We start from the raw sequence: 24712 nt of genomic DNA, 5'->3' as shown, positions 1-24712 counted from the left end.
CGACGATGACACAACGAACCTGCAAGGACCCCTCATGAGACCCAACCGCCTGCGCGAGATCTGGGCCGCCGGAGGCGCTGTCGTCAACGGCTGGCTGGCCATTCCCAACAGCTTCTCGGCCGAGACCATGGCCCACCAGGGCTGGGACTCGCTGACCATCGACCTGCAACACGGCGTGGTCGACTACCAGGCCATGGTCACCATGTTGCAGGCCGTCAGCACCACCGACACCGTGCCCGTGGTGCGTGTGCCCTGGCTGGAGCCCGGCATTCTCATGAAGACACTGGACGCCGGTGCCTACGGGGTCATCTGCCCCATGGTCAACACGCGCGACGACGCGCAGAAGCTGGTGGCGTACACGCACTACGCACCGCGCGGCACCCGCAGTTTCGGCCCGGTGCGCGCCCTGCTCTACGGCGGCGCCGACTATCCCCAACACGCCAACGACACCATCGTGACCTTCGCCATGATCGAAACGGCGCAGGCGCTCGACAACCTCGACGACATCCTCTCGGTGCCCGGCCTGGACGCGATCTACATCGGCCCGTCCGACCTGTCGCTGGCGCTCGGCTGCAAGCCCACCTTCGACGACCTCGACCCCAAGGCCGCGCAGGCGGTGGAACACATCCTCGCGCGCGCCAAGGCGCACGGCCTGGTGGCCGGCATCCACAACGGCTCCCCCGAAGCGGCGCTCAGGCGCATCGCCATGGGTTTCCAGTTCGTCACCGTGAGTTCGGACGCACGCCTCATGGCCGCCGGAGCCCAGCAGGTGATGGCCACCATGCGCGCCGCCCAGGCTCCCAAAACCGAAGGCGGCTACTGAGCCCGCCCCACCACAAGGACAACAGATGAAGATTGGATTTATCGGACTGGGCATCATGGGCACGCCCATGGCCCTGCACCTGGCCAACGCCGGCCACCAGCTGTTCGTGCACACGCGCAGCCAGATCCCGCAAGCCATTCAGGCGGCCGGCGCCGTGCGCTGCGACAACGCGGCGGGTGTGGCGCGCGAGGCCGAGGTGGTGTTCACCATGGTGCCGGACACCCCCGATGTGGAAGCCGTGCTGTTCAACGAGAACGGCGTCGCACAGGGCCTCAAGGACAGCGCCGGTGCGGTGCGCAAGGTGGTGGTCGACATGAGCTCGATCAGCCCCATGGCCACCAAGGCCTTCGCCCACAAGATCAACGAGCTCGGCGCCGACTACATCGACGCGCCGGTCTCCGGTGGTGAGGTGGGCGCCAAGGCGGGTTCGCTCACCATCATGTGTGGTGGCGACGAGGCCGTGTTCGAACGCGTGCGTCCGCTGCTGGAGCTGATGGGCAAAAACATCACGCTGGTGGGCGACAACGGCGACGGTCAGACCACCAAGGTGGCCAACCAGATCATCGTGGCACTCAACATCGCGGCCGTGAGCGAGGCCCTGGTGTTCGCCAGCAAGGCCGGCGCCGATCCGGCCAAGGTGCGCCAGGCGCTCATGGGCGGCTTTGCTGCGAGCCGCATTCTGGAAGTGCACGGCGAACGCATGATCAAGCGCACCTTCAACCCCGGTTTCCGCATCAAGCTGCACCAGAAAGACCTGAACCTGGCGCTGCAGGGCGCGAAGGAAATCGGCGTGTCACTGCCACAAACCGCGAACGCCGCGCAACTCATGCAGGCCTGCGCCGCGCACGGCATGGGTGACCTGGACCACTCGGCCCTGGTGAAGGCGCTCGAACTGATGGCCGGGCACCCGGTGTCGCCCGACTGAGTGGCCCAATGAACAACGGCCCTTGACGGGCCGCTGGTTCAAGACTTGGCGTCGGCGGGTGGTGTGGTCACCACCTGGCCGTCTTTCACCGGCAAGGTGTCACCGGGTTTGAAGCTGGTGCGCACCGTGCCGTCCTTGCCGTCGAGGCGGTAGGTCACGTTGTAGCCCACGAGCTTTTGCGACTTGTCCTGCACGGTCCTGCAGCGCTGCTCGTTGGTCGTGACCACGTCCTTCTGCTGCATGTTTTTCTGCACCTGGTTGCCGGCATAACCGCCGGCCGCCGCACCCGCCAGGGTGGCCACGGTCTTGCCGCTGCCGTTGCCCACCGCACTGCCCAGCAGTCCACCGGCCAGACCCCCCACCACCGTACCGGCAATGCGGTTCTGGTCTTTCACCGGCGCCGTGCGCTGCACCGCCACGGTTTCGCACACCTGGCGCGGCGTCGTCACGGTCTGCATGATCTCCTTCACAGCCACCACGTCGGCCACCTCGGGCTGCGTCAGTGCCTTGTAGCCGGTCACACCGCTGGCGCCCAGCACCACCATGGCCAGACCGCCCACAGCAATACCTTTGATCATCGACTTGTCCATGTGTTTCTCCTTTTGGGTTGACGCAATCTAACCGGGTTCGACCCGACACCGGTGACAAAACGTGTCTATTTCTGGATCACCGCCTCTGCATGCTGGTGCGCTGGGCGGTCAAGAGCTGGGCCGCGTCCGGAGCGGCTTGCGGCAGCAAACGGTCGCATTCGTGCTTTACCACCGCATAACATTCACAGGCCCGTTCTTCGAGGCCGCCGCGGTCCAGCACCTCGATGCGACCTCGCGCATAGCGGATGAGGCCGTCGCGCTGCAGCGCCAGCGCTACCAGCGTCACGCTCTCGCGCCGCACGCCCAGCTTGCCCGCCAGCAGCTCCTGCGTCATGAACAGGCAGTTGCCCTGCACACGGTCCAGGTTCTGCAGGATCAGGCGGCTGACCTGCTGTTCCACGGCGTGGTGGCGGTTGCACAGCGCGGTTTGTGCCACCTGCGTCAGCAAGGCCTGCGTGTAGCGCAGCAGCAGTTGCATCACCGCGCCGCCCGCATTGAGTTCGTCGACTAGGACCTGGCGGTTGAGCCGGTAACCGTGGCCCGCGCTCTGCACCACCGCGCGGCCATTGGTCGACACGCCGCCCATCAGCAGTGGAACACCCACCACACCGTCGTTGCCCACGGTGGCGAACTCGGCGCACGCACCGTTGGCCGCGAGGTTGAGCAACGAGACGATGGACGTGGTGGGAAAGTACACGTGGTTCAGATCGTCGCCCGATTCGTAGAGCACCTGACCCAGCGGCATTTCGACCAGCTCCATGTGCTGCGACAAATGCTCCCAGTCGCACGCGGGCATCGCCGCGAGCAAGCGGTTGTCGGGTCGATTGGCACAAGGCAGGCCCAGACTTGCGCAGCAGGCGCGCGGCGACGCTGCTTGTGCCGTCGGTGCGACGAACGTTGAAGATTCGAGTGCGATGTACATGGTTGTGCCCCTTCAGAAAACGGATGTCTCCAGTTTTCCGCGCACCGCAGACCGGGTATGTCGGTCGTCAGGGCAATTGGCGGTAGGACTGCGCCTACAGGCCGCCACCGCGCGAAGGCCTGGTCGCGGTCCGACGATGAGCGGGCACAATGCCCGGCTGCAGCGCCGTGCTGCGCTTGAGCGAGAGCCCACCATGGACCTGCCCACCCACCAACTCACCATGACCGTGCTCATGACGCCGGACATGGCCAACTTCTCGGGCAATGTGCACGGCGGCACCATCCTCAAGCTGCTCGACCAGGTGGCCTACGCCTGCGCCAGCCGTTATGCGCGCAGCTACGTGGTCACGCTCTCGGTGGATCAGGTCATGTTTCGCCAGCCCATCCATGTGGGCGAACTCGTGACCTTCATGGCCTCGGTGAACCACACCGGCACCTCGTCGATGGAGATCGGCATCAAGGTGGTGACGGAGAACATCCGCAACCAGGTGGTGCGCCACGCCAACAGCTGCTTCTTCACCATGGTGGCCGTGGGCGACGACGGCAAACCCGTGGCCGTGCCGCCGCTGCAGCCCACCACCCCCGACGAGCGCCGCCGCCATGCTGCTGCCCAGGTGCGCAAACAGCTGCGCCAGGAATTCGCGAGCCGCTTCGACGAACTGCGAAACACCTCGGCCTGATTCGCCCTGCGCTCGCGGTCAGGTCTCCCGGATCGATGCGGCCCGCAGACGCAGCGCGTTGCCGATCACCGAGGCCGAGCTCAGGCTCATGGCCAGGGCCGCGATCATGGGCGAGAGCAGCCAGCCGGTGAAGGGATACAGCAAGCCGGCGGCCAATGGAATGCCCAGCGCGTTGTAGACGAACGCAAACAGCAGGTTCTGCTTCATGTTGGCCACCGTGGCCACCGAGAGCGCACGTGCCGTGGCGATGCCGCGCAGGTCGCCCTTGACCAGGGTGAGCTGGGCGCTGTTCATCGCCACGTCGGTGCCTGTGCCCATGGCAATGCCCACGTCGGCGCGGGCCAGGGCCGGCGCATCGTTGATGCCGTCGCCCGCCATCGCCACCACGCGGCCCTCGGCCTGAAGCCGTTCCACCAGTTTGAGCTTGTCGGCCGGCTTCACTTCGCCGTGGACCTCGTCGATGCCCAGGCGCTGGCCCACCGAGCGCGCGGTGGTCAGGCCGTCGCCCGTGGCCATGACCACGCGAATGTTGGCCTGGCGCAGCGAGCCGAGCGCATCGGCCGTGGTGGCCTTGATCGGGTCGGACACGGCCAGCAGACCGGCCAATGTCTTGTCCGCCGCGAGGTACATCACGCTGGCTCCCTGCGCGCGGAGTGCTTCGGCCTCGCTGGCCAGTGGTGAGACGTCCACATCCAGTTGCTGCATCAGCGCCGTGTTGCCCAGGGCCAGGCCCTGGCCACCCACCCGGCCCCGCACCCCGATGCCGGATTCCGAGTCGAAATGCTCGGGCTCGTCCAGCGCAAGCCCCTGTTGCTTCGCCGCGGCCACGATGGCGGCGGCCAGCGGGTGTTCACTGCCCTGGTCCAGGCTGGCGGCCAGGCGCAAGACCTCGTCTTCGGCAAAGCGCCCGAAGCCGATGGCTCGCTCGAAGGTCGGTCGCCCTTCGGTCAGGGTGCCGGTCTTGTCGACGATCAGCGTGTCGACCTTGCGCAGGTTCTCGATGGCGGCGGCGTCGCGAAACAGCACACCGTGGGTGGCGCCACGACCGGTGGCCACCATGATCGACATGGGCGTGGCCAGCCCCAGTGCGCAGGGACACGCGATGATCAGCACCGCCACGGCGTTGATGAGCGCATGCACCCAGCTCGGCTCGGGCCCGAACCAGCCCCAGACGAAAAAGGTGAGCAAGGCCGCCACCACGACCCCCATCACGAAGTAGCCCGCCACCTGGTCGGCCATGCGCTGCATGGGCGCGCGCGAGCGCTGCGCCATGGCCACCATCTGCACGATCTGCGACAGCACGGTGGCGGAGCCCACATGCTCGGACTTCATCACCAGGGCGCCGTTGGTGTTGAGCGTGGCGCCGATCAGCTTGTCGCCGATCCGCTTCGTCACCGGCAGCGGCTCGCCCGTGAGCATGGATTCGTCCACCGCACTGCTGCCCTCGACCACCGTGCCGTCGGTGGGCACCTTCTCGCCCGGGCGCACGCGCAGCAGATCGCCCACATGCACGTGGGCCAGCGGCACGTCTTCCTCCTGCCCGTCGGCCGTGATGCGCCGCGCGGTCTTGGGCGCCAACCCCAGCAGCGAACGGATGGCAGCCGAAGTTTGCGAGCGCGCCTTGAGTTCCAGCAGTTGCCCCAGCAGGGTGAGCGAGATGATCACCGCAGCCGCTTCGAAGTACACCGCCACCCGCCCCATGGAGACGAACGAATCGGGGAACACCTGCGGCGCCACCGTGGCCACGACGCTGTAGACGAACGCCGAACCTGTGCCCAGGCTGATCAGCGTCCACATGTTGGGGCTGCGGTTCAGCACCGACTGTGCCCCCCGCACGAAAAACGGCCAGCCGGCCCAGAGCACCACCGGCACGGTGAGCACCAGTTCGATCCAGCTTTGCGTGGCCATCTCGAACCAGCCGAGGTTGTGGCCAAACATGGCCAGCACCGCCACCACCACGGTAAGTGGCAGGGTCCACCAGAAGCGGCGCTGGAAATCCAGCAGTTCGGGATTCTCGGCCTCGTCCAGCGCGGGCATGACCGGCTCCAGCGACATGCCGCACTTGGGGCAGTTGCCCGGTTGGTCCTGTCGGATCTCCGGGTGCATGGGACAGGTGTAGACAGTGCCGGGCGCGGCTGGCACCGGAGCCTGGGTCGGGCCATGGGCATGGCCGGCGTGGACATGGTGGGTGTGCGCATCCATGGGTGTTCTCCTGTGTGAAAGACAGGCGCATGAGCTTGATCATTGCCGCCGTGGCAAGGTCAAGTGCTCATCGGACGGGCGGTGCGGCCATGCCGCAGTCCACGCTCTTCATGTGTGCGGCCATCAGCGCCTGGCGCTCTTCGGGCGTGTTCGCGATTTTCATCTGCTCGTGCATCGCCTGCATGCCATGCATGGAATGGCTGTGTTCCATCATCGCCATGGGCGCAGCACCCGGGTGGTGCGCGCCCGCAGCGTGGGGGCCGCGAGGGCCCCCGGGACTCGCGCAGGCGGTCAGCAGTGCGAGGGTGGACAGTGCGGTCAAGGTCTTGAGTGCAATCATGGTGTTCTCCTGCTTGGGACATTCCCAAGGGCACCAGCATGCGCCTCATGGCGCACGGCGGGTTGTGCCAGATCAAGGACTGGCCGAGCAACGCCGGTGGCTTCACCGCAGGCCTGCGGGCTGTCGGGTGGCGATCGTTGTGAACCACCTCGGGCTGGCTGGATCACACACCCTTATGAATCAACCACTGCGCGTCCTTGCAACGTTCCTTTTCCTCGCAGCGTCGGCAGTCTCCGCCCTTGCCCAAGCCGCGCCCACCGACCGCGTCCAGCTGGGCCGCATCGCGATCGACCGCACCGAGGTCACCATCGCGCAGTTCAACCGCTTTGCCCAGGCCACGTCCACCGTCACACGCGCGGAAGCCGAAGGCGGTGGATTCGAGTTTGACGGCGGCTGGCAGCGCAGGCCCGGCTGGACCTGGCGCACGCCCGACGGCGTGGCGCCCTCTTCCATGCAACTTCCCGCCGTGCACCTCACGCACGCCGAAGCGGCGGCCTACTGCCGATGGGCTGGTGGACGCCTGCCCACCGCCACCGAATGGCTGAGTGCTGCCTTCACCGAACAACGCACCGCCCCACCCGCGCCCTGGCAGCGCGGCACCACCTACCCCTGGCCCACGGGCCACAGCCCGCAGGGTGCCAACACGAGCGAACCCGACCGCTGGCCACGCGCCGCACCCGCGGGTGAAACGGCGGCCGGGGTCAATGGCCTGCACGACATGGGCGCCAATGCCTGGGAATGGGTGAGCGACGCCCAGGGCAGCGAGCGCCGCACCATGGGTGGCTCGTGGTGGTACGGCGCCGCGCAGATGAAGGCCGACGTGGTGGCGTGGAAGGCGGCGGATTTTTTCGCGGTCTACATCGGCTTTCGCTGCGTTTACAGCTGAGGTTTGCCAGGGCCGGCCTGAGCCGGTTCACACAGGCTCAAAACCGGCTCACAATATCAGTCGTTGCTGATTTACTTTTACACCGAGGAGATACCCATGGCCCCGCACCGCTGGTTGAGCAGCGCTTTTGCGCTCGTCCTGACCGCCTTGAGCTGGTCGGCTTCGGCGCAAAGCCTGGTCGAGATGCAGCCGCAGAAAGTCGGCCCCAACACGTACTACGTGCAGGGCCTGGCAGCGCTCGGCTCACCGGCCAACCAGAACTTCATCAGCAACGCCGGTTTCGTGGTGGCGCCACAGGGTGTGGTGGTGATCGATGCGCTGGGCTCGCCCGCCCTGGCGCGCAGGTTGGTGCAGAAGATTGGAGAGATCACGCCCAAACCCATCACCCACGTGATCGTGACCCACTACCACGCCGACCACATTTACGGCCTGCAGGTGTTCAAGGAACTGGGGGCGCAGATCGTGGCGCAGCAGGACGCGCGCACCTACCTGAACTCGGACACCGCCGCGCAGCGCCTGGTGGCCTCGCGCAGCGAACTTGCGCCCTGGGTGGACGACAACACCCGCCTGGTACCGGCCGACCGCTGGCTCACCGACTCGACCACGCTGGAGCTGGCGGGCATGCGCTTTGTGGCGGAGCGCGTGGGCCCTTCGCACACACCGGAAGACCTGGCCATCCATGTGCCGGGCGAACGCGTGCTGTTTGCCGGCGACCTCATGTTCGCCGGGCGCCTGCCGTTTGTGGGCCAGGCCGACAGCAACCAGTGGATCCAGTCCCTCGACCGCCTGCTGCGCTTTGACGTGGCGGTGGCGGTGCCCGGCCACGGCGCCGCCTCCACCGAGCCACGCAAAGACATGGGGGTGATGCGCGACTACCTCACCTATCTGCGCAGCACCATGGGCAAGGCGGCCAAAGAGCTGGTGCCGTTTGACGAGGCCTACAGCGCCACCGACTGGAGCCGCTTCGAGCCCATGCCCATGTTCCGTTTTGCCAACCGCATGAACGCCTACAACACCTATCTGTTGATGGAGAAGGAAAGCCTGGGCGGGCGCTGAGCACGCCGCTGCGGCGATACCGCAGAATCGCCGGGTGACGCCCTCAACCGACCCGCACGACATCCCCGCCCCGCAGCCCACCTTGTCGCCCGCCACGTGGCGCGGCGACCTTGGCGGTGCGCTGGGTGACCTGGGCACCCTGCTGCCCTTTCTGGTCGGCTTCATCGTGCTGGCCGGTGTGCACCCCACCTCCATCCTGCTGGCCTTCGGTCTGAGCCTCATCACGGTCGGCTGGCGCCTGGGCATTCCCTTCCCGGTGCAGCCCATGAAAGCCGTGGGCGCGGCCGCCCTGGCCAGCGCTGCAGTGGCGGGCCAGAACATGCAGGCCGTGCTCGCTCTGGCCGCGTTGATCACCGGCGTGTTCTGGCTCATCGCCGCCTGGAGCGGCCTGGCGCGCTGGCTGGCACGACACGTGTCGCGCGACGGGATCCACGGCGTGGTGCTCGGCCTGGGCATCGCGCTCATCGTCGCCGGGCTGCGGCGCATCGAAGGCGATCTGTTGCTGGGCGCGGCCTCGGTGGTGCTGGCGCTCGTGTTGCTGGGGCGTGGCGGCTGGCTCACCATGCCCGTGCTCATGGCCTTGGGCTGGGCGGTGGGCAACTGGCGCCAACCCGAGCTGCTGCAAGCGCTGGCCAGCGCACCGTGGACACTGCAGCTGCCCGCGCCGCAGTGGCCCGCGTTGAACCAGCCCGGCGTGTGGTTCGCCGCCATCGGCCTGGCCGCGGCACAGATACCACTGACCTTCGGCAACGCCATCCTCGGCATCGTGGCCGAAACGCGCCGCCTGTTCCCCGCCGTGGCGCTGGACGAGAACCGCGCCGCACGCGGCACCGGCCTCATGAACCTGATGGCCGGCGGCCTGGGCGCGCCGCCCATGTGTTTTGGTGCGGGCGGCATGGCCGCGCAGGTGGCGTGTGGCGCACGCACCGGGCGCGCACCCATCTTTCTGGGCAGCGTGTTGCTGCTCGCCGGCCTGTTCGCCAGCGGTCAGCTCACCGCACTGCTGGGCCTGCTGCCCGCCGGCACCCTGGGCGCCATGCTTTTTGTGGCCGGCTTTTCACTCACCATCGGCACCGCGGGCAGCTCGCGCGACAAGGAAGCCCGCGCCGTGCTGCTCACCACCGCTGCCGTGTCGGTGTGGAACGCGGGGGTGGGTGTGGTGGTGGGGGTGGTGCTGGAGGCGGGCTTGCGGGCGCGGGTGATGCGGATTTGAAGAAGGTGAACTGCCGGGATCAAGGCAGAAAGCCGCGGTGCCGTTTGCCAAAGGCGCTTTCATCGGTTTGCACGGCAGCTGCAACCACGACGTGCCGAAGCGCTGAACCATGGTTTGGGAAAGTCGAGGTTGTCGGGGACCAGCCACCCAGCCTCAAGCCTCGTGCGACCGCTGCGCCTGCGGGAGCTTCGTTCGGCGTCGCCGGTCACAGCTGCGCCAGACGGCGCAGCTCTTCAGGGCTGGTGCTCGGCAATCCGAAGAACTCGAGGTAGGCAGGAATCTGCTCGAACAGCATGTCCAGCCCGATCTGGGTGCGGCAGCCGAGGGCGGTGGACGCCGCGAGCAGGGGCGTGACGGTGGGCTGCAGCACCACCTCGCCGACGAAGGTGGACGGTGACAGGCGCGCCACGTCGAACGGCAGCGGGTCATCCGCGTGCATGCCCAGCGGTGTGGCGTTGACCACCAGATCCATGCCTTCCGGATCGGCACTGCCGATCTGGGTCAACAGGCCTGGGTGATGGCGGGCAAGGCGATGCTGGAGCGCTTCGGCGCGCGCGGGATCGGCGTCGGACAACAACAGCTCGGCGACGCCCGCACCGGCGAGCGACGCCGCAATGGCGCAGCCCACGCCACCACTGCCCACCACCAGCACCCGGGCACCTGCGACGGGCAGGCCCTTGCGGGCCACGCCGCGCACGAAACCTTCGCCATCGAATTGTTCGCCCACCAGGCGGCCCTGCGCGTCGCAGCGCACGGCGTTGCAGGCGCCGGCTACCTTCACCGCCGTGCTGGTCTCGTCGAGCAGATCCACCACCGCCACCTTCAGCGGCATGGTGATGAGTGCGCCCCGCACGTTGCGCAGGCGCAGCAGCGGGGGCAGCAGGCTGCCGAGTTCGTCGGCGGTGCAGGCCAGAGGCACCACCGCGACATTGATGCCGTGGGCGGCGAAATAAGGGTTGTAGATCAGTGGCGACTTGAAGCTGTGCGTGGGCCAGCCCAGGTGCAAGATCACCTGCGTGTTGCCGTCGATGCGCGGTGTGTGGCCGGCGGATGAGGTGGTCATGGGTGTGGCGGCCGTCAACCGGTGTAGCCCGCCAACCGCGGCAGGAAGAGCACGAAGTCGGGCCAGAGTGTGATGACCACGAGAGCACCGATCATCACCACCAGAAACGGCATCACCTCGCGCACGAGCGCGAGCAAGGATACGTTGGCGATCTTGGTCATCATGAACAGCAGCAGGCCGTAAGGGGGAGTGACGAGGCCGATCATGATGTTGAGCACGGCCACCACGCCGAAGTGCACCGGATCAATGCCCAGGGCCACCGCCGTGGGCAGCAACACCGGCAGGATCACCAGGATGATGGTGGAGCCCTCGAGGAACGCGCCCAGCAGCAACAGCAGCAGGTTCACCGCCAGCAGAAAAGCCAGCGGCGACATGTCCAGCGTGCGCAGCAATGCACTGAGCGAAGCCGGGATGTTTTCCGACGTGATCACGTAGTTGAACACCAGCGCGCCCGCGATCAGCATGCCGATGGAGATGCTGGTGCGCGCACTCGACAGCAGCGACTCGGCCATGTCGCGCCAACCCAGGCTGCGGTAGAGCACCGAGGCCACCAGCAGCGCATACGCCGCGGCCAGGCCCGCCGCTTCGGTGGGCGTGGTGATGCCGCTGTAGAGACAGCCCAGCAGGATGATGGGCAGCATCAGCGCGGGCAGGGCCTCGCGCGTGATGCGGGGCAGGTCGCGCATCGGCACGGCCGGCTCCACCGGGAACTGGTGCCGCCGGGCCTGCACATAGATCAGCGCCATCTGCACCGCGGCCAGCAGCAGACCGGGCAACACGCCGGCGAGGAACAGAAAGCCGATCGAGGTGCCCGAGATCAGGGCGTAGAGCACCAGCGGTATGGAGGGCGGCAAGATGGGCCCGATAACCGCCGACACGGCGGTGAGCGCGCCCGCAAACGCCGGCGTGTACTTGCCTTCGCGGGTCATCATGGCCTGCATCAGCTTGCCCGAACCCGCCGCGTCGGCCAGCGCCGAACCCGACATGCTGGCGAACACGATACTCTGCAGCACATTGACCTGCGCGAGACCGCCGGGAAAGCGTCCCACGATGGCATTGCAGAAACGCAGCAGGCGGTCGAGCACACTGCCGGTGCTCATGAAACTCGCCGCCAGGATGAACAGCGGAATGGCCAGCAGCAGGTAGCTGGAATAGGTGCTGTTGAGCAGTTGCTCGGCCGCGCTGCCCATGTCCATGCCCTTGAGCCAGAGGTACAGGATGGAGCCACCGATCATGGCCTGCCCCACGGGCACGCCCAGCACACTGAGCGCGACGATGGTGGCCAGGGCCAACGAAAACGGACTGGTGAAGTTCACAGATGCCTCAGGTGGAGGGAGGGTCGATCGGCTCAACGCGCGGAGCGCGCAGCAGGCCCACGATGAACCACAGGTGCCGTGCAATCACGGCCACTGCAAACGCCAGGTAGATCGAGAACAGCCAGTCGAAGCGGATCTTGAGGTAGGAGGTGCTCTCCACTTTCATGAAGCTCACATAGTCCCAGGTGGCCGGCAGCGCCATGCCGAAGAGCACCACGATGCCGATGGAGCCGATGGCTCTGGCGATGCGTCGCACCCGGGGGCCGGCCACCACATCGAGCAGGTCGATGCGGATCTCGTCTTCGTCTTTGAGCACGAAGGCCGCACCCCACAGCACCAGCCAGAGCCAGGCCACCAGCGAGATCTCGGCGGTCCAGCCCACCGGCCAGTCGAACACGTAGCGCAGGACGATCTGCAGGATGAAGGCGATGAAGATGACCGCGAGCAGAGCTGCGGCCACCCCGTCGGCGATGCGGCGTAGGGCGCGCATCCTCACTTCATTGCGTTGATCTTGTCGATCATGCCGGCTGGCCATGCCTTGGCCTCATCCGAGGCCAGGTAGATCTTCTGCGCGTGGTCACGGAAAGCGTTGATGTTGGGCGCGTACACGTCCAGCCCGCCGCGGCGGAAGCCCTCGGCCAGATCGGCCTCGCGCTTCTGGTGCTCGGCGGTGCTCCAGGCAATGGCCTTGTCGGCCGCGGCCTGGAAGGCGCGCTGTTTGTCGGGCGACATGGCCTGCCAGGTCTTCAGGTTGAGCGTGAGCAGGTCAAAACCCACCAGGTGCGAGGTGAGCACGATCTGGCCCATCACCTCGTTGAACTTCATGTTCTGCACGTTGGGCAGCGGGTTGTCCTGGCCGTCCACCGTGCCGGTCTGCAGGCCGGTGTAGGTCTCCGCGTAGGCCAGCGGCGTGGGGTTGGCACCCAGCGAGCGGCCCAGCAGTTGCCAGGCGTCACCCGGAGGCATGCGCAGCTTCACGCCCGCCAGATCGGCCGGCGTGTTGATCTTCTTCTTGCCACGCAGACCCACATGGCGCGTACCGAAAAACACCGGCCCCAGGATCTTCACCTTGAGCTGGTCTTCCACCAGCTTCTTCATCTGCACGCCCATGTCGCTGGCGAAGAAGGCGTTGAGGTGGTTGGCATCGCGGAACAGGTAGGCCGATGTCAGCAGCGACCAGGCCGGCACCTGCTTTGAAATGTCCTGCGGCGAGATGTTGCCCATCTCCAGGTTGTCGCGCTGCAGCGCCACCAGCTCGGTGCCCTGGCGGAACAGCGTGGAGTTGAGGAACAGGTCGATCTTGTGGTCCGCGGCCACGTCGGCGGCCAGGCGTTTCATCATCTCGGCGCGGATGTCGGTGTCGGCAAAGACGGCGGCAAAACGCAGCGTGCTCTGGGCCTGGGCCAGACCGGGCCACAGCGTGGCAGCGGCCAGGGTGGCACCTGTGACGAGGGCGGTGCGGCGGGTGAAGGCAGTGTTCATGGTGTTGTCTCCTGTGGGTATCGTTGGCGGGAAAAGCAGATGAAACCGGGGCGCGTGATCATGTCGTTGCGGTGGACTTGACGTGCTCGCTGACTGCGCGCAGCGCAAGTTCGTAGCCCAACGGACCGAGTCCGCAGATCACGCCGGTGGCGCCCAGCGAGATGATCGACTGCTGGTACAGCGCTTCGCGGCGGTGGATGTTGGTGAGATGCACCTCCATCACCGGCTGGTCCAGGGTCTTGAGCGCGTCAAGCAGGGGAATCGAGCGAAACGACAGGCCTGCGGGATTGATGACCACCGAGGCGCCCAGGGCACGCGCTTCCTGCACCCAATCGATCAGCACGCCTTCGTGGTTGGACTGCCGAAACTCGCACTGCAGGCCAAGTTCGGCGGTCACCGCACGGCAGCGCTGTTCGATCTGGGCCAGCGTCGTGTGGCCATACAGATGCGGTTCGCGGATGCCCAACAAGTTGAGGTTGGGGCCGTTGAGGATGAAGACGGTGTGGGTCATGGTGGTGCGGTCGTGGGTGCGTTCGGGCAAGCCCGCCTGATACGGCGGCTTGGCGTGTCGTGGGCTTGGCCCTACATTTGTCTCCAGATTTGTCGTGTCGGAATCACCGGGAACTTGGTGACGCCGTGTCTTCGATCCGATTCTTGCCCCGGTTCAGGAAAGACTTTCCAAATTGGAAAGTCTTTCCACATCAAGAAATTATCCATGAACCTTGCCCTCGACCGCGGCCTTGCGCTGCTGGAACACCTCTCACGCAATCCCGACGGTTTGCCCCTGGCCCTCATGGCGCAAGACCTCGACATTCCCCCGAGCGCCTGTCATCGCCTGCTGGGTGACCTGCAGCACTGTGGCTATGTGCGGCAGAAACGCAAACAGGGTGACTACCAACTCACGACCAAGGTGGTCTCGCTCGGCTTGGGGTATCTCAGCCACGCGGGCATCGTCGACATTGCCGAGCCGCTGCTGGAGCGGCTGGCGCAGCAATCGGGCGAGCTCGTGCGGCTGTCGATCGTGGACGACGAGCGTCTGATCTGGGTGGCCAAGGCCCAGGGCACACGGCAGCAAGGCATCCGATACGACCCCGACATGGGCATGGAAGCGCGCCTCTCATGCACCGCGTCCGGTCACGCCTGGCTGCTCACGCTGAGCGACGAGCGCGCGCTCGAACTGGTGGCACGGCAAGGCTTCGGGGCGCAGAAGGACTACGGACCCAAGGCGCCGACCACCATCAAGTCGCTGCTGGGCTTTCTGCACGCTGCGCGCGTGCGCGGCTGCGCCATGATCGACGAAGTGTTCGCCCCCGGCATGAACGCCATGGCCGCACCGGTGTTGCGTCGCAAGGAAGCCATCGGCGTCATCAGCATCGCCGGGCCGCGCCAGCGCCTCACCATGGACGTCATGCAGAACCTCGCGCCCGCATTGCTCGCCGCCGCGGCCGAACTCGGGCCCATCAGCAATGCCTCCAACCTGTTCGGCCGACCTCCGCTGGGCAAGGGCTGAGGGTCATCCTCCCTGGTTTTCCCTCACGCAAACGAGCTGGCAACCTCGCCGCATGACGACGTTTTTTTCCAGCTTGTCCGGCGCGGGTCCGGTCTTCATGCAGGGCCTGTTCCTGAGCCTCGGACTCATCGTGGCCATTGGCGCGCAGAACGCCTTTGTGCTGCGCCAGGGACTTCGCCGCGAACATGTGGGCAGTGTGGTGATGTTCTGTGCGGTGGCAGACGCCGTGCTGATCATGGCGGGCGTGCTGGGCATGGCACAGGCCCTGGCAGACAGCCCCGGCATCGCACGTGCGCTGGCGCTCGCCGGCGCGGCGTTTCTGGCGGTCTACGGGTGGCTGGCCCTGCGTCGAGCGCGCAACCCGCAGCTTCTGAAGGCGTCCGAGGGCGGCGAGACGTTCAGCCGCGGCGCGGCAGTGGCGCAGGCGGCGGCGTTCACGCTGCTCAATCCCCACGTCTACCTGGACACGGTGCTGCTGGTGGGCAGCATCGGTGCGCAGCAGCCAGCGTCCCTGCGTGGCTGGTTCGTGGCCGGCGCGAGCACGGCCAGCCTGGTCTGGTTCGGGCTGCTCGGTTTCGGCGCACGCTGGCTGGCGCCCTGGTTTGCGCGTCCGAAGGCATGGCGGGTGCTGGACGGGCTGATCGGTGTGACCATGTGGGTGCTGGCAGCGCTGCTGGTGCGCCACGCCTTCCCCAGCACCTGAGGGCTCCCAGGCACAGGCGATGGCCCTGCGCAGCCATCGACAGGATGCTCATCGCATCGGCCGGGGTCGCTCAGTGAACGTGACCATGGTGGTCCTTGCCGGCGTCCTCACCCAGCTCGCCCTTCGCCTGCCGCATCACCGTCCACCCGCCGTGCAGCGCGAGCGCGGCCATCAGGCTGGCCACCAGGAGGTCGGGCCAGGCGGAGCCGGTGCCGAACACGCCGAGCGCGGCCATGAACACCGCGACGTTGCCGATGGCGTCGTTGCGCGAGCACAGCCACACGCTGCGCATGTTGGCGTCGCCTTCGCGAAACGCGTAGAGCATCCACGCCACAGCCACATTGGCCACCAACGCCAGCAGCGCCACCGCGCCCATGGTCACGGCCTGCGGCACGCCGCCCTGCCACACGGCCCACACCGCGGCGCCCAGCACATAGAGGCCAAAGCCCATCATGCTCACCGCCTTGAGCATGGCCGCGCGCGCGCGCCAGGCCAGGGCAGACGCCAGCACGGCGAGCGACACGGCGTAGTTGAGGGCGTCGCCCGCAAAGTCCACGGCGTCGGCCAGCAGCGACAGCGAACCGGCCTGCAGGCCCGCGCCGATCTCGATGAGGAACATGGCGGCGTTGACGATCAGCGCAATCCACAGGATCTTGCGGTAGCGAGGCAGGTTGACGATGGCATCAAGCTTGGGGGTGTCGTGGTCACAGCAATGGGCGGACATGGTTTTTCCTTTCGATGCCTGCATTGGAAACCCTGGAGCCGCTACAGTGTCAACCACGGGTTTGACCGAAGGGCTTCAACATGCAGATCAAGGAACTGGCCCGCGCCACGGGCGTGGATGTGGAAACCATCCGCTACTACGAAAAACAGGGCCTGCTGCCCGAGCCGGCGCGGCGCGACAACGGCTACCGCGACTACGCAGCCGAGCACCTGGAGCGCCTGTCCTTCATTCGCCACTGCCGCGCGCTGGACATGCCGCTGGCCGATGTGAGCCGGCTGCTGGGTTTTGTGGATGCGCCGCTGGCCGATTGCAGCGACGTGGACCTGCTGGTGGATGAACAACTGGCGCGCGTTCGCGCGCGGCTCAAGAGCATGCGTGCGCTGGAGAAACAACTCCTGCAGTTGCGGGCGCGCTGCTCTGGCAAGCACGAGGGGCACTGCGGCATCCTGGACGAACTGGTGTCGGCGGCACACGGCGAGGCGTGTGCCTGCCACGCAGCACCATGAGCAGGCATCCATGCAAGGCGGGGCTCGGGCAACCGATGCTTGTGCTGGTGTTTTTTCTCGCGCTGCTTGTTGGCTCCAGTGAGGCCCTGGCCCACGCGGTGACCGAGGGCGACAAGGGATACATCCAGGAAATCTCTGGCGTCAACCTGCTGCCCTTCATGTACCTGGGTGCCAAGCACATGGTGACCGGCTACGACCACCTGCTGTTCCTGTTCGGGGTGATCTTCTTTCTGTACCGGCTCTCGCACATCGGCCTGTATGTGAGCCTGTTTGCGCTGGGTCACTCCACCACCATGCTCCTGGGCGTGTATTTCAACGTCGGGATCAACAGCCACCTCATCGACGCGATCATCGGCTTGTCGGTGGTCTACAAGGCGCTCGACAACCTCGGAGCCTTTCAGCGCTGGCTGGGCTTCCAGCCCGACACGCGCGTGGCCACACTGGTGTTCGGCCTGTTCCACGGCTTTGGTCTGGCGACCAAGATTCTGGAGTACGGGATCTCGCCCGATGGCCTGGTGCCCAACCTGCTGGCGTTCAACGTCGGCGTGGAGATCGGCCAGCTGCTGGCGCTCGCCGTCATCCTGATCGGCATGGGCTTCTGGCGGCGCACACCCGGCTTTGTGCGCCATGCGTACACCGCCAACGTCGCCATGATGAGCGCGGGCTTCGTCCTGGTGGGCATGCAGCTCACCGGCTACTTCGTGTCGTGACACCCAGGGATCTTTCGACCATGTACAACAGCAACACCCCACCGCCTTCAGACCTGCCGACGTCCCGGCAACTGCTGCGCTCCACCCTGCTGGCCGCCCTCTCGGCCACCGTCCTGCTGATCGCCGTCGTACTGCCGGCCGAGTACGGCATCGACCCCACCGGCATCGGGCGTGTGCTGCGGTTGACCGAGATGGGCGAGATCAAACAGCAACTGGCTGCAGAGGCCGAAGCGGACGCGGCAACGCCGACAGCTGCGGTGGCGCCGGCGCCGGCCCCGGCGGCCACTGCAACGCCCCAGGCGCCAGCGCCTGTCGTTGACGCGGAGCAGGCAGCACCCTGGCGCGACGAGATGCGCGTGACGCTCGCCCCGGGAGAAGGCGCCGAAATCAAACTGCGCATGCGCGAAGGCGACAAGGCCGAATTCAGCTGGGTGGTGGAAGGAGGCGCGGTCAATTTCGACACGCACGGCGACGGAGGTGGCCGCTCCATCAGCTACGAAAAGGGGCGCGGTGTTCCGGCCGACGAAGGCGCTCTGGTCGCGGCCTTCACGGGCAACCACGGCTGGTACTGGCGCAACCGGGGCCGGGCCGACGTGACCCTGGTGCTGCGCACGCGTGGCACGTACAGCGACATCAAGCGGGCGATCTGATGGCTGTTGCCGACGCCGACTTCAGGCGTCCAGCTTGATGAGCCCCTCGGCCACGTAGCGTTTGAAGTCGGCCAATGGAATGGCTGCAGAGCCGTGCGTGTCCTCGTCGGTCCAGCTCAAGGTCACGTCGTTGATGCCGCGGTTCAGGTCCACCGGACCGGGGCGAATGGCCACATTCGGGCCGTCGCCACTGCGGAACTCGACCTTGCCGACGATGAGTGCTTTTTGTGCCATGAGAATCCCCCAGTGAAAGACACCGAGCATCACCGCTTGTTGGCCACAAAGTCGGTGCGCTGGCATACGCTGGGCACGTCGTTCCGCTGCTTCTCGCCATGACCCACAACCCACGTTCTCCCGCACCGCTCTCCCCTGCCCTGCGCGGCGGCCTGCTGGCCCTGGTGGCTGCGGTGCTGTTTGGTCTGAGCACGCCGCTGGTGCAACGCTTCGGGACGGGTGTCGGCCCGTTCAGCACGGCGGCGCTGCTCTACGCCGGGGCGGCGCTGGTGGCGCTGCTGCTGCGCCAGCCCGCCCGACGTGAGGCGCAGCTGCGCCGCACCGACCTGCCCCGCCTGTTCGCCATGGCGGCCAGCGGCGCGGTCATCGGGCCGGTGGCGCTGGCCTGGGGGCTGCAGCGCACCAGCGGCACGAGCGCTTCGCTCATGCTCACGTGTGAGGCAGTCTTCACAGCGGTGCTGGCCTGGCGCTGGTTTGGCGAAACCATGGACCGCCGCGTGATCGGCGCCGTGTTGCTGCTGCTCGCCGGGGGTGCGTTGCTCGTCGTCGAGCAAGGCCTGGCGGGACAGGTGCAGCTGCTGGGCCTGCTGGCCGTGGCGCTGGCCACTGCGGCCTGGGGCGTGGACAACACACTCTCGCGCGGCGTGGCTGATCGAGACCCTGGCCAGGTGGTCTGGGCCAAGGCGCTGCTGGGCTGCGGCGCCACCGTGGCGCTGGCCCTCTTGTGGCGCGAAGCCCTGCCCGGCTGGACCAACGCACTGGCCTTGCTGGCCGTGGGTGCCACCGGCTACGGCCTGAGTCTGCGCTTCTACCTGCTCGCGCAGCGCAGCTTTGGCGCAGCGCGCACCGGCTCGGTGTTCGCCTTTGCCCCGTTCATTGGAGCGGCGGGCGCCTTTGTTCTGGGCGAACGCTCGGGCAGTGCACTCATGGGGGTGGGTGGTGGGCTCATGGTGCTGGGCGTGCTGCTGCACCTGATGGAGCGCCACAGCCATGCGCACACGCACGAGGCGCTGGAGCACGAACACGCCCACTCACACGACGACGGCCACCACCTGCACACACACCAGCCCATGCCGCACGGCACGCACAGCCACTGGCACCAGCACGCCCCGACGCAACACGAGCACCCGCATGCGCCGGACGCGCACCACCTGCACCGGCACTGAGCCGCAGGTCAGTCGCTCTTGCGGCTGGGAAAGATCGCCTTCTCCATGCTGCACTCGAAGGTGTTGGAAGGTTTTGACATTTCGGTGGCTTGTTGGATCGGGTGGAAGAACCCTGCGGCCGGGGCCCGGCCGGTGGCTCAAGACATCAAGCGGGCGAGCAGGTACACGGTGGCCTTGATCATGGCCCAGACGACGCCCGAGACCACAACGCCCGCCACCGCCGAGGCCAGCAAGCCGATGCCGATCCACACGCCGTCGCGCTCCAGCACGCCCAACGCCAGCAGACTGATGGCCAGCGCAGGCAAGGTGTTGCCCAGGGGCACGGGCAGCATCAGGATGGCGGCCAGCACCAGGCACACCAGTCCCACGAAATACTCCACCGGTGGCCTCACCAGCACCGAGGCGCGCGGCTTGAGCAACTTTTCGGCCTTGGCCAGCCAGGGCACGATGCGCCGCACCAGGGTGGCGAGGTCGTCGCGCGAGATCGATCGCCGGGTGATGACACCGGGCAACCAAGGCCGCATGCCGAGCATGAGCTGGGCCGAGAGAAACAGCAGGGGCGCTCCGAGCAAGGTGGACACGCCCGGTGGCACCGGCAGGATGTTGGGCGCCGCGAAAAAGAACATGAGCGCACCGATGGCGCGGTCGCCCAGGGCGGCGAGCAGGTCGCCCACCGAGATGCGTTCACGGCTGTTGTCGTTCGCCAGGCGGAACAGGACCAACGACAGCGGCACGTTGCCCTGCCGCGCCTGCACGGCCACGTCGGTCGAGCTCAAGGCCGGACGCCTCGCTCAGATGGCGCTCAACACGCCCGTGGCCAGCAACACCAGCACCACGCAGCCCAGCGCCACGCGGTACACCACAAACGGCATGTAGCCGCGGGTCGACACCAGGCGCAGGAACCACACGATCACGCCGTAGCCCACCACGAAGGCGATCAGCGTGGCCAGTGCGGTCGGGCCGGGGGCAATGGGGCTACCCACCTCCCAGCTGCGGTAGAGCTGGTAGAAGCCCGAGGCCATCACGGCGGGTATGGCCAGCAAGAACGAGTAACGCGCCGCAGCCTCGCGGGTGTAGCCCATGAGCAGGCCGGCCGTGATGGTGCCACCGGAGCGCGACACACCCGGAATGAGCGCCATGGCCTGCGCCAGCCCGAACAGCAGCCCATGGCTCCAGGAGAGTTCCTTGAGCGTGCGCTGCTTGGAGCCCACGCGCTCCGCAATGGCCAGCAGCACACCGAACACGATCAGCATCACGGCAGTCAGCGTGAGGTTGCGCAGCCGGCCTTCAATCGCATCCTTGAAAGCCAGGCCCAGCAGCGCAATGGGCAGCGTGCCGATCAGGATCAGCCACCCCATGCGCGCATCGGGGTCGCGGCGCCACTCGGCTTGTGTCAACGATTTCCACCAGGCTTGCAGGATGCGCAGGATGTCCTTGCGGAAGTAGATCAACACCGCCGCTTCGGTGCCGATCTGGGTGATGGCGGTGAAGGCCGCGCCGGGGTCGCCGCCCGATGGCAACAGCGGCCCCAGGATGCGCAGGTGGGCGCTGGACGACACCGGCAGGAATTCGGTGAGCCCCTGCACCAGACCGAGAAAGGCCGCTTCGGCCCAGACCGTGGCGCTCACAGGCGGCGCTTGTTCAGCACGTGGCTGACAGCGGAATGGACGGGAAGACTCGTGGTCATGGGGATGTGTGTTCGGTGGATGGCGTGAAAAAACGGGTGCCCGCGCAGGGTGCCGGCAGTATATCGGGGCGGTCCCGCACACACGCGCTGTTACCAGCCTCACACCTCATGCGTACGCTCGCATACAGACCCCTGCTCTCCACGCCCATAACCTGAAAGCCAGTCGACACCTTCGGCTGCGAGTGTGCAACCTGCTTCAAGCAGTCTTTCAAAGGATCAACCATGAAGACCTCCAACCTCATCACATCTTCCCTGGCCGCATTGGCCGTCGTCGGCTCGGTCGGTCTGGTGTTCGCACAGACCACCACCCCAGGGTCCGGCACCAGCGCCACCCCCGGCGTGACCACGCAGGACAGCCCGTCCACCACCACCACCACCCCCATGGCCACACCACCCAGCGGCGGCATGACCACGCCGGCGCCCGCCACCACCGACAGCATGAACAACAGCGCCGCGATGAACGAGCCCATGGCGCGCGCCGATCGCAACTGACCGCTCCTGCAGTCCTGCCCAGCGCCCCCCGGACCCTTGTGGTTGCGGGGGGCGCACCGCCTGACCCGCAGTGCACGCCACACCCATGAACACCCCTGAGCCGATCGACACACAGGACAACCTGTGGCCCGCCGCCCGCAACGGCGTGCTGGCCGGCCTGGCCATGCTCGCCTTGCTGGCGCCGCCCGGCAGCTGGGGACCCGGTGGTGCGCTCGCCTCTGCGCCTGCACAGGTCACGGCGGAGGTGGCACCCAAACGGCTGGCCGAGCTGGGCAACGTGAACGTGTCGGACGACGCCCGTCTCATGGCCCATTGGGTCGCATCCACCAACGACCACGCGGCCAGGCCGTTTGTGCTGATCGACAAGCGCGCGGCCCATCTGTATGTGTTTGACGCGCAAGCGCGGCTGCTGGACCACACCGCCGTCTTGCTGGGTTCTGCTGCCGGCGACGATTCGGTGCCCGGCATCGGCGACAAGGCCATTGCCGATGTGCTGCCCGAAGAACGCACCACGCCCGCTGGCCGATTTGTGGGACAGCGCGGGCTCAACCTGGGTGGCGAAGACGTGGTGTGGGTCGACTACGGCGCCGCCGTGTCCATGCACCGGGTGCGCGCCAACGTCCCCAAAGAGCGCCGTCTGCAGCGCCTGGCCAGCGAGTCGTCCGACGACAACCGCATCAGCTACGGCTGCATCAACATTCCCGCGAATTTCTTCGATGCCCACATCGCGCCCACCTTCTCGGCGCAGCAGGCCATGGTGTACGTGCTGCCCGAACAGAAGACCCTGCAAACGGTGTTTGGTGTGCCGCCACCAGGGCTTTTGGCTCAGATGATCCGGTAATAAACAACCAACAATCCATTCGTTCCTGAACGGCGCTGAAGCCCGGATCATCCGGTCACTTTCAACCGCTTCACACAAGGAACGACATGACCACCCGCCGCCACCTGATCCGGGCCCTTGCAGCCACCGCCCTCACCGCAGGCGCCTTTTCGGCCAACGCCCAACCTGCGCCGGTGACCCTGCTCAATGTGTCGTACGACCCGACCCGTGAGCTTTACGCGGAGTACAACGCCGCGTTCATCAAACATTGGAAGGCCAGGACCGGCCAGGACGTGACCATCCAGCAAAGCCATGGTGGCTCGGGCAAGCAGGCCCGCTCCATCATCGACGGCCTCGGCGCCGATGTGGCCACCCTGGCCCTGGCGGGCGACACCGACGCGCTGCACAACAACGGCGGCTGGATTCCGAAAGACTGGCAGAAACGCCTGCCACTCAACAGCTCGCCCTACACCTCCACCATCGTGCTCGTGACCCGCGCAGGCAACCCCAAGAACATCAAGGACTGGGACGACCTGATCCGCCCCGACGTGAAGGTCATCACCCCCAACCCCAAGACCTCGGGCGGCGCGCGTTGGAACTACCTGGCCGCGTGGGAATTCGCCAAGCGCAAGTACGGCAGCGATGACAAAGCCAAGGAATTCGTGGCCAAGCTCTACGCCAACGTGCCGGTGCTCGACTCGGGCGCGCGCGGCTCCTCCATCACCTTCGCACAGCGCGCCCAGGGCGACGTGTTCATCTCCTGGGAAAACGAGGCCTGGCTGCTGGACAAGGAATTCGGCAACAAGGTCGACTTCGTCTACCCCTCGCTGTCCATCCTGGCCGAACCCGCCGTGACCGTGGTCGACAAGAACGCGGACAAAAAGGGCACCCGCGCGGTGGCCCAGGCCTACCTGGACTACCTCTACACCGACGAGGCGCAAGACATCATCGGCAAACACTTCTACCGCCCCACCTCGACCAAGGCCCAGGCCAAGTACGCCAAGCAACTGCCCAGGCTCAACCTCTTCAAGATCGAAGACGCGTTCGGCGGTTGGGAGCAGGCGGCCAAGGTGCACTTCGCCGACGGCGGCACGTTTGACCAGATCTACACGAGGAAGTAAGGCGACCGGGTGTCACATAGGATGGAGCCCTCTGATTCCATCCCATCACACCAAGGAACGTACATGCCCAAGGCCTACTGGATCTCCACCTACCGCTCCGTCAGCGACCCCGCCGCACTTGCGGCCTATGCAGCCCTGGCCGGTCCGGCGCTGCAAGCCGCAGGTGCGCGTTTCCTCGCGCGCGGCATGCCCGCCCACGTGTACGAGGCTGGCGTCAACCAGCGCGCCGTCCTGATCGAGTTCGACAGCGTGGCACAGGCCACCGCGGCGCACGACAGCCCGGCCTACCAGGAAGCATTGGCAGCGCTCGGCCAAGGGGCAGAGCGGGACATCCGCATCATCGAAGCCCTGACATAAACACCGACCTCACGGGCGGAGGCGCCATGCACCTGGAAGGTTCGTGCCATTGCGGCAGCGTCAAGTTCTCGGTGGAGTCCACCGAGCCAGTGCCGTTCATGCGCTGCTACTGCTCCGTCTGCCGAAAAACAGCGGGCACGGGTGGCTACGCCATCAACCTCGGCGCCGACCACCACACCCTGAAGGTCACCGGCAAACGCCACCTGCGCGTCTACCAGGCGCAGATCGTCGAGGGCGGGCATGTGCGGCAGAGCAGCGCACAACGTCATTTTTGCGGCAAATGCGGCACGGCACTCTGGCTGTGGGACCCCACCTGGCCCGAGCTGGTGCACCCCCACGCCGGAGCCATCGACACGCCCTTGCCCACGCCGCCAGCGAACGTGCACATCCTGCTGGACTCGAAGGCGGCCTGGGTGGCGGTGGAAGGCCACAAAGGCGACCCATGTTTCGCCGGCTACCCGGACTTCTCGCTCAAGGAGTGGCACCAGCGCCACCCGTGAGCGTTGCCGTGCCGGTGCCTGTCACCGAGCGCCGC

The 24712-nt window shown here is 66.7% G+C and carries 30 protein-coding genes; 17 read left to right on the top strand and 13 right to left on the bottom strand.

Translation table 11 applies throughout. From position 1 onward, the window contains the following. Positions 1-34: 34 nt before the first annotated feature. Both BSY239_RS06605 and BSY239_RS06600 read left to right on the top strand, forming a co-directional pair. Entirely contained in the window at positions 35-823 is a 789-nt protein-coding gene (locus tag BSY239_RS06605) for an HpcH/HpaI aldolase family protein (protein WP_069046144.1), read from the top strand. Positions 824-848: 25 nt separating this feature from the next. After that, positions 849-1748: a 2-hydroxy-3-oxopropionate reductase gene (locus BSY239_RS06600; protein WP_069046143.1), complete on the top strand. Its 900-nt coding sequence runs from the start codon at positions 849-851 to the stop codon at positions 1746-1748. A 38-nt stretch (positions 1749-1786) separates the two neighbouring features. Here BSY239_RS06600 and BSY239_RS06595 read toward each other — a convergent pair whose 3' ends face one another. Both BSY239_RS06595 and BSY239_RS06590 read right to left on the bottom strand, forming a co-directional pair. Continuing rightward, positions 1787-2338, bottom strand: a complete 552-nt coding sequence (locus tag BSY239_RS06595; RefSeq protein WP_069046142.1) for a glycine zipper 2TM domain-containing protein — start codon at positions 2336-2338, stop codon at positions 1787-1789. A 76-nt stretch (positions 2339-2414) separates the two neighbouring features. Beyond that, on the bottom strand, positions 2415-3134 hold the full coding sequence (locus BSY239_RS06590) for a Crp/Fnr family transcriptional regulator (protein ID WP_069046141.1): 720 nt from the start codon (positions 3132-3134) through the stop codon (positions 2415-2417). A 319-nt stretch (positions 3135-3453) separates the two neighbouring features. On the opposite strand from BSY239_RS06590, the gene BSY239_RS06585 reads away from it, so the two are divergent. Then, positions 3454-3939, top strand: a complete 486-nt coding sequence (locus tag BSY239_RS06585) for an acyl-CoA thioesterase (protein ID WP_069046140.1) — start codon at positions 3454-3456, stop codon at positions 3937-3939. An 18-nt stretch (positions 3940-3957) separates the two neighbouring features. Here the strand turns inward: BSY239_RS06585 and BSY239_RS06580 are convergent, their stop codons facing one another. Together BSY239_RS06580 and BSY239_RS06575 are read right to left on the bottom strand one after the other, a co-directional pair. Then, the gene (locus tag BSY239_RS06580; protein WP_069046139.1) at positions 3958-6141 is read right to left on the bottom strand and encodes a copper-transporting P-type ATPase; all 2184 of its coding nucleotides are present in this window, start codon (positions 6139-6141) and stop codon (positions 3958-3960) included. 67 nt (positions 6142-6208) lie between these two features. Then, a complete protein-coding gene (locus BSY239_RS06575; RefSeq protein WP_069046138.1) occupies positions 6209-6481 on the bottom strand; it encodes a hypothetical protein in 273 nt (90 codons plus the stop codon). Positions 6482-6656: 175 nt separating this feature from the next. Here BSY239_RS06575 and BSY239_RS06570 point away from each other — a divergent pair, with 175 nt between their 5' ends. From BSY239_RS06570 to BSY239_RS06560, 3 genes are all read left to right on the top strand, one after another. Next, positions 6657-7367: a formylglycine-generating enzyme family protein gene (locus tag BSY239_RS06570; RefSeq protein WP_069046137.1), complete on the top strand. Its 711-nt coding sequence runs from the start codon at positions 6657-6659 to the stop codon at positions 7365-7367. 96 nt (positions 7368-7463) lie between these two features. Then, complete coding sequence (locus tag BSY239_RS06565) at positions 7464-8423, top strand: MBL fold metallo-hydrolase (RefSeq protein ID WP_069048833.1); 960 nt, start codon at positions 7464-7466, stop codon at positions 8421-8423. 34 nt (positions 8424-8457) lie between these two features. After that, entirely contained in the window at positions 8458-9636 is a 1179-nt protein-coding gene (locus BSY239_RS06560; protein WP_083239840.1) for a putative sulfate/molybdate transporter, read from the top strand. A gap of 205 nt (positions 9637-9841) precedes the next feature. Here BSY239_RS06560 and BSY239_RS06555 read toward each other — a convergent pair whose 3' ends face one another. The 5 genes from BSY239_RS06555 to BSY239_RS06535 are packed head-to-tail and all read right to left on the bottom strand — an operon-like array spanning position 9842 to position 14008. Then, positions 9842-10699 (bottom strand): shikimate dehydrogenase family protein, encoded by an 858-nt coding sequence (locus BSY239_RS06555; protein ID WP_069046136.1) that lies wholly within the window; start codon positions 10697-10699, stop codon positions 9842-9844. 14 nt (positions 10700-10713) lie between these two features. Continuing rightward, entirely contained in the window at positions 10714-12015 is a 1302-nt protein-coding gene (locus BSY239_RS06550; RefSeq protein ID WP_069046135.1) for a TRAP transporter large permease, read from the bottom strand. 7 nt (positions 12016-12022) lie between these two features. Continuing rightward, positions 12023-12505, bottom strand: a complete 483-nt coding sequence (locus BSY239_RS06545; protein WP_069046134.1) for a TRAP transporter small permease — start codon at positions 12503-12505, stop codon at positions 12023-12025. A gap of 2 nt (positions 12506-12507) precedes the next feature. After that, entirely contained in the window at positions 12508-13497 is a 990-nt protein-coding gene (dctP, locus tag BSY239_RS06540) for a TRAP transporter substrate-binding protein DctP (protein WP_069046133.1), read from the bottom strand. A gap of 58 nt (positions 13498-13555) precedes the next feature. After that, positions 13556-14008 carry a type II 3-dehydroquinate dehydratase gene (locus BSY239_RS06535; protein ID WP_069048831.1) on the bottom strand — a complete coding sequence of 151 codons (453 nt, stop codon included), beginning with the start codon at positions 14006-14008 and terminating at the stop codon, positions 13556-13558. A 204-nt stretch (positions 14009-14212) separates the two neighbouring features. Between BSY239_RS06535 and BSY239_RS06530 the strand changes: the two genes are divergently transcribed. Both BSY239_RS06530 and BSY239_RS06525 read left to right on the top strand, forming a co-directional pair. Continuing rightward, positions 14213-15007: an IclR family transcriptional regulator gene (locus BSY239_RS06530; protein ID WP_069046132.1), complete on the top strand. Its 795-nt coding sequence runs from the start codon at positions 14213-14215 to the stop codon at positions 15005-15007. A gap of 52 nt (positions 15008-15059) precedes the next feature. Next, complete coding sequence (locus BSY239_RS06525; protein WP_069046131.1) at positions 15060-15710, top strand: LysE/ArgO family amino acid transporter; 651 nt, start codon at positions 15060-15062, stop codon at positions 15708-15710. 70 nt (positions 15711-15780) lie between these two features. On the opposite strand, the gene BSY239_RS06520 is transcribed toward BSY239_RS06525, so the two are convergent. After that, the gene (locus BSY239_RS06520; protein ID WP_069048830.1) at positions 15781-16434 is read right to left on the bottom strand and encodes a cation transporter; all 654 of its coding nucleotides are present in this window, start codon (positions 16432-16434) and stop codon (positions 15781-15783) included. 80 nt (positions 16435-16514) lie between these two features. On the opposite strand from BSY239_RS06520, the gene BSY239_RS06515 reads away from it, so the two are divergent. The 3 genes from BSY239_RS06515 to BSY239_RS06505 are packed head-to-tail and all read left to right on the top strand — an operon-like array spanning position 16515 to position 18300. Further along, positions 16515-16940 (top strand): Cd(II)/Pb(II)-responsive transcriptional regulator, encoded by a 426-nt coding sequence (locus tag BSY239_RS06515; protein ID WP_069046130.1) that lies wholly within the window; start codon positions 16515-16517, stop codon positions 16938-16940. Positions 16941-16975: 35 nt separating this feature from the next. Beyond that, the gene (locus BSY239_RS06510) at positions 16976-17650 is read left to right on the top strand and encodes a HupE/UreJ family protein (protein ID WP_236944147.1); all 675 of its coding nucleotides are present in this window, start codon (positions 16976-16978) and stop codon (positions 17648-17650) included. A 20-nt stretch (positions 17651-17670) separates the two neighbouring features. Beyond that, positions 17671-18300, top strand: a complete 630-nt coding sequence (locus tag BSY239_RS06505) for a transmembrane anchor protein (RefSeq protein ID WP_069046128.1) — start codon at positions 17671-17673, stop codon at positions 18298-18300. A gap of 21 nt (positions 18301-18321) precedes the next feature. Here BSY239_RS06505 and BSY239_RS06500 read toward each other — a convergent pair whose 3' ends face one another. Continuing rightward, entirely contained in the window at positions 18322-18534 is a 213-nt protein-coding gene (locus tag BSY239_RS06500; RefSeq protein WP_069046127.1) for a hypothetical protein, read from the bottom strand. Between the two features lie 98 nt (positions 18535-18632). Here BSY239_RS06500 and BSY239_RS06495 point away from each other — a divergent pair, with 98 nt between their 5' ends. Further along, on the top strand, positions 18633-19700 hold the full coding sequence (locus tag BSY239_RS06495) for a DMT family transporter (RefSeq protein WP_069046126.1): 1068 nt from the start codon (positions 18633-18635) through the stop codon (positions 19698-19700). 137 nt (positions 19701-19837) lie between these two features. Here the strand turns inward: BSY239_RS06495 and BSY239_RS06490 are convergent, their stop codons facing one another. Beyond that, entirely contained in the window at positions 19838-20476 is a 639-nt protein-coding gene (locus BSY239_RS06490) for an exopolysaccharide biosynthesis protein (protein WP_069046125.1), read from the bottom strand. 15 nt (positions 20477-20491) lie between these two features. Then, positions 20492-21328: an undecaprenyl-diphosphate phosphatase gene (locus tag BSY239_RS06485; protein WP_069046124.1), complete on the bottom strand. Its 837-nt coding sequence runs from the start codon at positions 21326-21328 to the stop codon at positions 20492-20494. A gap of 281 nt (positions 21329-21609) precedes the next feature. On the opposite strand from BSY239_RS06485, the gene BSY239_RS06480 reads away from it, so the two are divergent. The 5 genes from BSY239_RS06480 (at position 21610) to BSY239_RS06460 (ending at position 24677) form a co-directional block, all read left to right on the top strand. Next, on the top strand, positions 21610-21879 hold the full coding sequence (locus BSY239_RS06480; RefSeq protein WP_069046123.1) for a hypothetical protein: 270 nt from the start codon (positions 21610-21612) through the stop codon (positions 21877-21879). Positions 21880-21964: 85 nt separating this feature from the next. Then, entirely contained in the window at positions 21965-22720 is a 756-nt protein-coding gene (locus tag BSY239_RS06475; RefSeq protein WP_069046122.1) for a hypothetical protein, read from the top strand. A gap of 86 nt (positions 22721-22806) precedes the next feature. Then, the gene (locus BSY239_RS06470; RefSeq protein ID WP_069046121.1) at positions 22807-23820 is read left to right on the top strand and encodes a sulfate ABC transporter substrate-binding protein; all 1014 of its coding nucleotides are present in this window, start codon (positions 22807-22809) and stop codon (positions 23818-23820) included. Between the two features lie 63 nt (positions 23821-23883). After that, the gene (locus tag BSY239_RS06465; protein ID WP_069046120.1) at positions 23884-24177 is read left to right on the top strand and encodes a DUF1330 domain-containing protein; all 294 of its coding nucleotides are present in this window, start codon (positions 23884-23886) and stop codon (positions 24175-24177) included. Between the two features lie 26 nt (positions 24178-24203). Continuing rightward, positions 24204-24677, top strand: a complete 474-nt coding sequence (locus BSY239_RS06460) for a GFA family protein (protein ID WP_069046119.1) — start codon at positions 24204-24206, stop codon at positions 24675-24677. Positions 24678-24712: the final 35 nt, after the last annotated feature.

Origin of the sequence: Hydrogenophaga sp. RAC07 (assembly GCF_001713375.1) — a bacterium.
Taxonomy (GTDB): Bacteria; Pseudomonadota; Gammaproteobacteria; order Burkholderiales; family Burkholderiaceae_C; genus Hydrogenophaga.
Note: the sequence above shows the minus strand (reverse complement) of the source record. Positions and strands in the feature narration are given on the sequence as shown.

Coding starts and splice junctions, on each gene's coding strand:
- BSY239_RS06605 (WP_069046144.1), top strand. CDS start 35: ATGAGACCCAACCGCCTGCGCGAGATCTGGGCCGCCGGAGGCGCTGTC.
- BSY239_RS06600 (WP_069046143.1), top strand. CDS start 849: ATGAAGATTGGATTTATCGGACTGGGCATCATGGGCACGCCCATGGCC.
- BSY239_RS06595 (WP_069046142.1), bottom strand. CDS start 2,338: ATGGACAAGTCGATGATCAAAGGTATTGCTGTGGGCGGTCTGGCCATG.
- BSY239_RS06590 (WP_069046141.1), bottom strand. CDS start 3,134: ATGCCCGCGTGCGACTGGGAGCATTTGTCGCAGCACATGGAGCTGGTC.
- BSY239_RS06585 (WP_069046140.1), top strand. CDS start 3,454: ATGGACCTGCCCACCCACCAACTCACCATGACCGTGCTCATGACGCCG.
- BSY239_RS06580 (WP_069046139.1), bottom strand. CDS start 6,141: ATGGATGCGCACACCCACCATGTCCACGCCGGCCATGCCCATGGCCCG.
- BSY239_RS06575 (WP_069046138.1), bottom strand. CDS start 6,481: ATGATTGCACTCAAGACCTTGACCGCACTGTCCACCCTCGCACTGCTG.
- BSY239_RS06570 (WP_069046137.1), top strand. CDS start 6,657: ATGAATCAACCACTGCGCGTCCTTGCAACGTTCCTTTTCCTCGCAGCG.
- BSY239_RS06565 (WP_069048833.1), top strand. CDS start 7,464: ATGGCCCCGCACCGCTGGTTGAGCAGCGCTTTTGCGCTCGTCCTGACC.
- BSY239_RS06555 (WP_069046136.1), bottom strand. CDS start 10,699: ATGACCACCTCATCCGCCGGCCACACACCGCGCATCGACGGCAACACG.
- BSY239_RS06545 (WP_069046134.1), bottom strand. CDS start 12,505: ATGCGCGCCCTACGCCGCATCGCCGACGGGGTGGCCGCAGCTCTGCTC.
- dctP (WP_069046133.1), bottom strand. CDS start 13,497: ATGAACACTGCCTTCACCCGCCGCACCGCCCTCGTCACAGGTGCCACC.
- BSY239_RS06535 (WP_069048831.1), bottom strand. CDS start 14,008: ATGACCCACACCGTCTTCATCCTCAACGGCCCCAACCTCAACTTGTTG.
- BSY239_RS06530 (WP_069046132.1), top strand. CDS start 14,213: ATGAACCTTGCCCTCGACCGCGGCCTTGCGCTGCTGGAACACCTCTCA.
- BSY239_RS06525 (WP_069046131.1), top strand. CDS start 15,060: ATGACGACGTTTTTTTCCAGCTTGTCCGGCGCGGGTCCGGTCTTCATG.
- BSY239_RS06520 (WP_069048830.1), bottom strand. CDS start 16,434: ATGTCCGCCCATTGCTGTGACCACGACACCCCCAAGCTTGATGCCATC.
- BSY239_RS06515 (WP_069046130.1), top strand. CDS start 16,515: ATGCAGATCAAGGAACTGGCCCGCGCCACGGGCGTGGATGTGGAAACC.
- BSY239_RS06510 (WP_236944147.1), top strand. CDS start 16,976: ATGCTTGTGCTGGTGTTTTTTCTCGCGCTGCTTGTTGGCTCCAGTGAG.
- BSY239_RS06505 (WP_069046128.1), top strand. CDS start 17,671: ATGTACAACAGCAACACCCCACCGCCTTCAGACCTGCCGACGTCCCGG.
- BSY239_RS06500 (WP_069046127.1), bottom strand. CDS start 18,534: ATGGCACAAAAAGCACTCATCGTCGGCAAGGTCGAGTTCCGCAGTGGC.
- BSY239_RS06495 (WP_069046126.1), top strand. CDS start 18,633: ATGACCCACAACCCACGTTCTCCCGCACCGCTCTCCCCTGCCCTGCGC.
- BSY239_RS06480 (WP_069046123.1), top strand. CDS start 21,610: ATGAAGACCTCCAACCTCATCACATCTTCCCTGGCCGCATTGGCCGTC.
- BSY239_RS06475 (WP_069046122.1), top strand. CDS start 21,965: ATGAACACCCCTGAGCCGATCGACACACAGGACAACCTGTGGCCCGCC.
- BSY239_RS06470 (WP_069046121.1), top strand. CDS start 22,807: ATGACCACCCGCCGCCACCTGATCCGGGCCCTTGCAGCCACCGCCCTC.
- BSY239_RS06465 (WP_069046120.1), top strand. CDS start 23,884: ATGCCCAAGGCCTACTGGATCTCCACCTACCGCTCCGTCAGCGACCCC.
- BSY239_RS06460 (WP_069046119.1), top strand. CDS start 24,204: ATGCACCTGGAAGGTTCGTGCCATTGCGGCAGCGTCAAGTTCTCGGTG.